Source organism: Lentzea rhizosphaerae (assembly GCF_042649515.1).
Classification (GTDB): Bacteria; Actinomycetota; Actinomycetes; order Mycobacteriales; family Pseudonocardiaceae; genus Lentzea; species Lentzea aerocolonigenes.
This window is the reverse complement of the sequence record NZ_JBHRZI010000030.1, coordinates 88,636-95,352: the sequence shown is the minus strand read 5'-3', so window position 1 is coordinate 95,352 and position 6,717 is coordinate 88,636. Positions and strand designations below refer to the sequence as shown.

Annotated in this window: 7 protein-coding genes; 4 read left to right on the top strand and 3 right to left on the bottom strand. The window is 69.4% G+C overall.

Annotated features, from left to right (window positions below):
* Positions 1 to 53: 53 nt before the first annotated feature.
* A complete protein-coding gene (locus ACFOWZ_RS34590; protein ID WP_382378158.1) occupies positions 54 to 479 on the bottom strand; it encodes a hypothetical protein in 426 nt (141 codons plus the stop codon).
* A 155-nt stretch (positions 480 to 634) separates the two neighbouring features.
* Here ACFOWZ_RS34590 and ACFOWZ_RS34585 point away from each other — a divergent pair, with 155 nt between their 5' ends.
* From ACFOWZ_RS34585 to ACFOWZ_RS34575, 3 genes are read left to right on the top strand one after another with little or no spacing between them, the layout of a single operon-like run.
* Positions 635 to 2,026, top strand: coding sequence for a sigma 54-interacting transcriptional regulator (locus ACFOWZ_RS34585; protein WP_382378157.1), 1,392 nt, complete (start codon positions 635 to 637; stop codon positions 2,024 to 2,026).
* On the top strand, positions 2,023 to 3,951 hold the full coding sequence (locus ACFOWZ_RS34580; RefSeq protein ID WP_382378156.1) for a vWA domain-containing protein: 1,929 nt from the start codon (positions 2,023 to 2,025) through the stop codon (positions 3,949 to 3,951). Before ACFOWZ_RS34585 ends, ACFOWZ_RS34580 begins: the two co-directional genes overlap by 4 nt.
* Before the next feature lie 46 nt (positions 3,952 to 3,997).
* Positions 3,998 to 4,348 (top strand): hypothetical protein, encoded by a 351-nt coding sequence (locus tag ACFOWZ_RS34575; protein ID WP_382378155.1) that lies wholly within the window; start codon positions 3,998 to 4,000, stop codon positions 4,346 to 4,348.
* A 72-nt stretch (positions 4,349 to 4,420) separates the two neighbouring features.
* Here the strand turns inward: ACFOWZ_RS34575 and ACFOWZ_RS34570 are convergent, their stop codons facing one another.
* Positions 4,421 to 4,942, bottom strand: coding sequence for a DUF4240 domain-containing protein (locus tag ACFOWZ_RS34570; RefSeq protein WP_382378154.1), 522 nt, complete (start codon positions 4,940 to 4,942; stop codon positions 4,421 to 4,423).
* Positions 4,943 to 5,018: 76 nt separating this feature from the next.
* On the opposite strand from ACFOWZ_RS34570, the gene ACFOWZ_RS34565 reads away from it, so the two are divergent.
* Positions 5,019 to 5,828: an SCO6745 family protein gene (locus ACFOWZ_RS34565; protein ID WP_382378153.1), complete on the top strand. Its 810-nt coding sequence runs from the start codon at positions 5,019 to 5,021 to the stop codon at positions 5,826 to 5,828.
* 13 nt (positions 5,829 to 5,841) lie between these two features.
* Here ACFOWZ_RS34565 and ACFOWZ_RS34560 read toward each other — a convergent pair whose 3' ends face one another.
* Positions 5,842 to 6,681 (bottom strand): MerR family transcriptional regulator, encoded by an 840-nt coding sequence (locus tag ACFOWZ_RS34560; RefSeq protein ID WP_382378152.1) that lies wholly within the window; start codon positions 6,679 to 6,681, stop codon positions 5,842 to 5,844.
* Positions 6,682 to 6,717: the final 36 nt, after the last annotated feature.

Here is a 6,717-nt window from a genome sequence, read left to right as displayed (position 1 = left end):
CCCGCCAAAAAATATGTCCGGTAGGCCTGAGGCGCTCTTCTTCGATACAGGCCTTAGTTCGACGGACCGATGTGCTCTTCCAGCAACGTGCGGAACGACGCGACGTCCTCATCGGACGCAAATGCCCGGTGCGGCACCGAAAGCGACGCCGCGCCCTCGTCGAGCGTCTCCAGCACGAAGCCCTGCCGTGTCTCCGTCCAGCCCGGCAGCTCCTCCCAGACGATCTCCTCGCGCACCGAGGTGCCCACGGCCATCCGGAACGACTGGTCGTCCGCGCTGCCGACGACGGTCCGGCTGATCATCTCGTCCGACGAGAAGCGCCACCACACCGCCACCGGTTCCATGAATCCGATGATCAGCGCGAACACCAGGCCGAAGACGGCCACCGGCGCCATGTCGTCGAAGCCGAACAGCAGGACCAGCGAGAACACGCCCAGCGCCAGGGCGAACCACGGCGCCCACCGGAACATCGGCACCATCGCGCGCAGGCTGGCCCGCCAGTCGGCAGGTGAGGGAGCCCATTTGAAATCAACACTGTCACTCATAGCGTCCCGCATTCTGCTGTACGAGAAGCGCCGCCGCCTGGAGTTGCTCCACATCGACGAGTCCGGATTCGGTGCGTAGCGTCGTTCGCGTGACCCAGAACCTGGCCCGCACGGCGGGCGAACTGCGCGCCGCCGGGCACCTGCCGCGCGGCGTCAAGACCGAGATCAGGGAGAACCTCCTCGCGGCGTTGCGCGAGGGCAGAAACCCGTGGCCCGGCATCGTCGGGTTCGACCGCACGGTGCTCCCGCAGCTGGAACGCGCGCTGCTGGCAGGCCACGACGTCGTCCTGCTCGGCGAGCGCGGGCAGGGCAAGACGCGGCTCTTGCGCACCTTGGTGACGTTGCTCGACGAGTGGACACCCGTGATCGAGGGCTCCGAGCTGGGCGAACACCCGCTCGACCCGATCACCCCGGAGTCCCGCCGCCGGGCTTTGGAACTCGGCGACGACCTGCCGGTGGTGTGGCGGCACCGCGACGAGCGTTACGCGGAGAAGCTCGCGACCCCGGACACGTCCGTCGGTGACCTGGTCGGCGACGTCGACCCGGTGAAGGTCGCCGAGGGGCGCTCGCTCGGCGACCCCGAGACGATCCACTACGGCCTGCTCCCGCGCGCCCACCGCGGCATCATCGCCATCAACGAGCTGCCTGACCTGGCAGAACGCATCCAGGTCGCGCTGCTCAACGTCATGGAGGAGCGCGACATCCAGGTCCGCGGCTACACGCTGCGGCTGCCGCTGGACGTGCTGCTCGTGGCGACCGCGAACCCCGAGGACTACACCAACCGCGGCCGGATCATCACGCCGTTGAAGGACCGCTTCGGCGCGGAGGTGCGCACGCACTACCCGTTGGAGGTCGACGCCGAGGTGGACCTGGTCCGCCAGGAGGCCTCACTGGTGGCGGAAGTCGGCGACCACCTGCTGGAGATCATCGCCCGGTTCGTCCGGCACCTGCGCGAGTCGTCGTCGATCGACCAGCGTTCTGGCGTGTCCGCCCGGTTCGCGGTCGCGGCGGCCGAAACCGTTGCGGCGTCGGCACTCCGCCGGTCTGCGCTGATCGGTGAGACCCCGGCCATCGCCCGCCCGGTCGACCTCGAGTCGGTGCCGGACGTGCTGCGCGGCAAGCTCGAGTTCGAGGCGGGGGAGGAGGGCCGCGAGGACGAGGTCCTCGTGCACCTGCTGCGCCGCTCGATCGCCGACACGGCCCGTGCCCGCCTGGCGGGGCTGAACCTTCGTGCGCTGGCCGAGGTCGTCTCGGACGGCCACCCGGTCGCGACCGGTGACCGCGTGCACGCCGGTGACCTGCTGGCGGCCCTGCCGGAGCTCCCGATCCTGCACGAGGTGGCGGCACGGATTGGCGCGGGCCCGAAGGACCCCGTCGGCCGGATCGCCTCGGCCGTGGAGCTGGCGCTGGAGTCGCTGTACCTGACTCGCCACCTGTCGAAGGACACCTCCTCCGACGACGACCGATCGGTGTACGGATGAGATATCGCTACGGACGCTGGGGTGGTGGCGCGGACCCGCTGGCGCCGCCGGTCGACCTGCGCGCGGCCGTCGACGAGCTCGGCCGCGAGATCATGGAGGGCGCGTCACCGTCGTCCGCCCTGCGCGAACTGCTGCGCCGGGGTGTCGACGGCACGCGCGGTCTCGACGACCTGACCTCGCGGTTGTGGCAGCGCCGTGCGTCGATCCAGCGCCGGCACCGTCTCGACGGCACGCTGTCCGAGGTCCGCCAGCTGCTGGACAAGGCGGTGGAGGCCGAGCGCCGCGCGTTGTTCCCCGACCCGTCCGACGACGCGCGCTTCCGCGAGGCCCAGCTCGACGCGCTGCCACCCGGCACGGCCGCGGCCGTTCAGGAGCTGTCTTCGTACGACTGGCGTTCCGAAGAGGCTCGTTCCGCGTTCGAACAGATCCGCGAGTTGCTCGGCCGCGAGATGCTGGACCAGCGCTTCCAGGGCATGAAGGAAGCACTGTCCAACGTGGACTCCGAGGACGTCCGCCGCATCCAGCGCATGCTGCGCGACCTGAACTCGCTGCTGGAGGCGCACGCGTCCGGCTCGCCGGACACGCCGCGCCTGTTCGACGAGTTCATGCGCAAGCACGGCGAGTTCTTCCCGGAGAAGCCCCGCAACGTCGACGAGCTCATCGACGCTCTCGCCGCTCGCTCGGCCGCCGCGCAACGCATGATGAACTCGATGACCGACGCCCAGCGCGCCGAGCTGGCCGCGTTGTCCCAGCAGGCCTTCGGTGGCATCGGTTCCTCACTGTCCACTCTGGACTCATTGCTGCAACAGCTGCGCCCCGGCCTCGACTGGACCTCCTCCGCCCGCTTCCGCGGCCAGGACCCCTTGGGCCTGGGCGAGGGCGCGCAGGCGATGGCGGACCTGGCCGAGCTGGACGCACTGGCCGAGCAGCTCTCCCAGTCGTATCCGGGCGCGCGCCTGGAAGACATCGACCTGGAAGCTCTGGAACGCCAGCTGGGAGGCTCGGCCGCGGTCGACGCCCGCCGGTTGGCGGATCTTGAGCGTGCGTTGAAGCAGCAGAACATCCTGGAACGCGCCCCGGACGGCTCGCTGCGCCTGACGCCGAAAGCGTTGCGGCGCCTGGGCGAGACGGCCCTGCGCGGCGTCGTCGACCAACTGCGCTCGTCGCAGGGCTCGCGCGAAACCACGTCGGCCGGTGCCGCGGGCGAGCTGATGGGCTCGACCAGGCCGTGGCAGTTCGGCGACACGGAACCGTGGGACGTGCCGCGAACCCTGCGCAACGCCGTGCTGCGGTCGGGTTCGATGTCGCTGGACGTCGTGGACCTGGAAGTGTCCGAGACCGAACACCGCACCCGTGCCGCGGTGGCGTTGTGCGTGGACACGTCGTGGTCGATGGTGCAGGACGGCCGTTGGGTGCCGATGAAACGCACGGCGTTGGCGCTGCATCACCTCGTGCGTACCCGTTTCCGCACGGATGCGTTGCAGCTGGTGACGTTCGGGCGCTATGCCGAGGCTGTGGACATCGGTCAGCTGACGGGGCTGGAAGGTGTGTGGGAGCAGGGAACGAACCTCCACCACGCGTTGTTGCTGGCTGGTCGGCACGTGCGGCGTCATCCTGATGCGCAGCCCGTGGTGCTGGTGGTGACCGATGGGGAGCCCACGGCGCACCTGGAGCCGGATGGGGATGCGGAGTTCAACTACCCGCCGTTGCCTCGGACGTTGACGAAGACGTTGAACGAGGTTGATGCGTTGGCTCGTCTTGGGGCGACGATCTCGGTGTTCAAGCTGGGGGATGATCCTCGGTTGGCTGCGTTCGTGGACATCGTGGCTCGGCGGGGTGGGGGACGGGTGGTGTCGCCGGATGAGGACGGGCTTGGGGCGGCTGTGGTGAGTGACTACTTGAGGTCGCGGCGACGGCGGCGGTGATGCTGTGGTTTGGGCGTGTGCCGTCGGCGGTTGAGGTGGCGCGGTGATGCGCCGGTACCTGCTCGCTGTTGTGTTGAGCGGCCTGCCGTCGACTGCGTACGCGCTCGCGGTCGGTGACTCGCCGTTGCGTGCCACGCGCGCTGCCGGATCGTTGGTGCGTGGCGGTGTTGGTGCGGGCGTGGTGGTGCATCTGGCCGTGTCGGCGTTCTGGACGTTCGTGCTGACACGGCTGCGGGTGCGGGGCGTGATCCGGGGCGCCATCGCCGGGTTGCTGATCGCGGCCCTGGACATCGAGGTCATCGGGCGGCACAACCCGGAGATCCGTGCCCTGCCAAGGGTTCCGCAGTGGCTGGATCACGTGGCGTTCGGAGTGCTCGTCGCCGGTCGGCGCGGGTGAGAGGTAAGCCGTCGTCAGCAACCGCAGGCAGCGGAGCGCTCGTCGCCGCGACGCCTCCACCCACCGCGTCGCTCAACGCAGGTACAGCTCCGCCAGCCGCGGCAGGCGGGCCCTCAGCTCCTCCTCGTCGTCGAAGTCGAAGTCCCAGTCCGGGTCGAGCTCCGGGTAGCGGATCCTGAAGGCGTCCTGCGGCAGCTGCATGCCGGTGGCCTTGATGTGGGCGTCCCAGGCGATGGAGAGCGCGGCCTCGCACTCGAACTCCTCGCCGGACTCCGCCGCGGTCACTACGGCCGGTAAGGATGCCAGCGAGTCCGGGGACGCCACGGCGGCCGTGAAGACCGCTTGGCCCTGGGTCAGAAGCCAGCCGCGGAAGTAGTCGAAGCCGTCGTCCGAGCAGCCGCCGTTGATGAGGTAGGCCGCTGCCCACAACGGGTTCTGGTACGACTCCGCCATCAGGTCCCACAGGACCTGTTGCGCGGCCACGATCTCGGCTGGGGGCAGGGTAGCCAGCTGCGAGGTGGCTGCGGCGGCCACGTCACAGCAGTCGGCTGAGCGGGCTTCGGCTATCAGGTTCCAGAAGGTGTTCGGGTCCACGTGAGGGAGCTTGACAGAGGGGTCTGACAATTTTTGGCGCCTGACGAACCAGCCGGGAAGATCTAGGTTGGAAGACATGATCAGGACTCTGTTTCGCTCACTCGAGGCCGTGCACGGAATGATCTACTTCGTCCCCGAGGCGGAGACCCGGTACGCGAGTGTCGGGCTCGACCGGCCCGGTGGGTACTTCGCGTCACGGGCGGCGGCGTTGGGGGCGGTGGGGGCCGACGTCGTGATCGCGACGTTCTACAACTTCAACCCCGAGATCGTGCGGGCGCGCATTCCGCAGGCGTGGGAGAAGGTCACTCCGCAGCGCATGATCGAGCTTCGGCTGGAGGCGGCCGACGAGGCGCTGGGCAAGGTGTTGCCGGAGGACCTCAAGGAGATCACCGAGCTCGCCAGGCGGGCTGCCGAGCGGGCCAAAGAGATGCCGCAGGGGCGCCCGTTGTTCGCCGCGCACGCCGGGCTGCCGTGGCCGGACGAGACGCGCCTGCAGCTCTTCCACGCCCAGACGTTGCTGCGCGAGTTCCGCGGCGACGGGCACCTCGCGGCCTTGCTGCGGCACAACATCACGGGCATCGAGGCGCTCGTGCTGCACGCCGCCACGGGCGACTACCCGGCCGAGGTGCTGCGCCGGACGCGGGTGTGGTCCGAGGAGCAGTGGGCGGCGACGGTCGACGACCTGCGCAGCCGCGGTCTCGTCGGCGAGGACCAGCTGCTGACCGAGAAAGGTCGCGAGTTCCGGCAGGGCATCGAGGACGACACCGACCGCATGGCCGCGCCGGCCTACGACGTGTTGTCGGACCAGGAGAAGCAGCGGTTCGTCGAGCTGGCCGCGCCGCTGAGCAAGGCCGTGGTAGCCGGAGGTCTGCTTCCCGGCCGCTGACCCGGGCCGTGGTTCAGGTGGCGGACAGCTCCAGGACGAGTTCCGCACAGCGCAGACGGGCCGGGGAGAAGTCGTAGGGCATCTTGCTGATGGCTTCCACCGCGCTCATGGTGCGGACCTCCTCGTCATCAGCGGTAAGACGGTCCCAGGCGTCGAAGAGGGCGTCGTCGTCCTCATCCAGGCCGGACTCCTCGATGACCGCGTTCAGTGCGCTTTCGAAGGCGTGCCGCTCGGCGGCCACCTGGGCCACCCGCGGATCGTCGACGGCGACGCTGTCGTCGAGTGCCTCCTCGGCGGCGTCGATGCGGTCGGACTCCTCGCGCAGAGCGGGATGCGTGGCCAGCACGATGAAGCGGGTGGCCTGGACGGCCGCGCCGAGCGGGCCGAGGATCCACTCGGTGACCAGCAGGCTGTCCAGGTCCGCCTGACGCAGGGAGCCTTCCGGCAGGCTCTTGAGGCGTGCGGTGACGAAGTCGGAGAGCAGGCCCATCCGGCTGCCTTCGGCGCGCATCCGCTGCAAGGCGGTCCGTTGCCGCCGCAGTTCCGCCTCCTGCTCGGAAAGCGCTTCCTCCAGCCGTTCCAGAATGCCCGCGACACCGTCTCCGCTGTCCGTGCTGGTGGTGAAGGCGTCACGGATGTCGTCCAGGGCGATCCCGGCGTCGGCCATCCTGCGAATCCACAGCAGGCGGATCATGTCCTCGTACCCGTAGCGGCGGCGGTCATCACCGCCCCGCTCGGGCTCGGGGAGCAGGCCGATCTCGTGGTAATGGCGAATCGCCCGCGGTGTGGTTCCGGCGAAGGCCGCCGCGTCACCGATCTTGACCTGGCGGGGTGGCATGAAGGACGAGTGCACGGGTCCACTGGACCACATGCCGTTGCGGAAGGTGCA

What these genes read in the sequence shown, in the direction of transcription:
- ACFOWZ_RS34565 (WP_382378153.1), top strand. Translation starts at nt 5,019, where the DNA reads ATGATCAGGACTCTGTTTCGCTCACTCGAGGCCGTGCACGGAATGATC.
- ACFOWZ_RS34575 (WP_382378155.1), top strand. Translation starts at nt 3,998, where the DNA reads ATGCGCCGGTACCTGCTCGCTGTTGTGTTGAGCGGCCTGCCGTCGACT.
- ACFOWZ_RS34580 (WP_382378156.1), top strand. Translation starts at nt 2,023, where the DNA reads ATGAGATATCGCTACGGACGCTGGGGTGGTGGCGCGGACCCGCTGGCG.
- ACFOWZ_RS34590 (WP_382378158.1), bottom strand. Translation starts at nt 479, where the DNA reads ATGGTGCCGATGTTCCGGTGGGCGCCGTGGTTCGCCCTGGCGCTGGGC.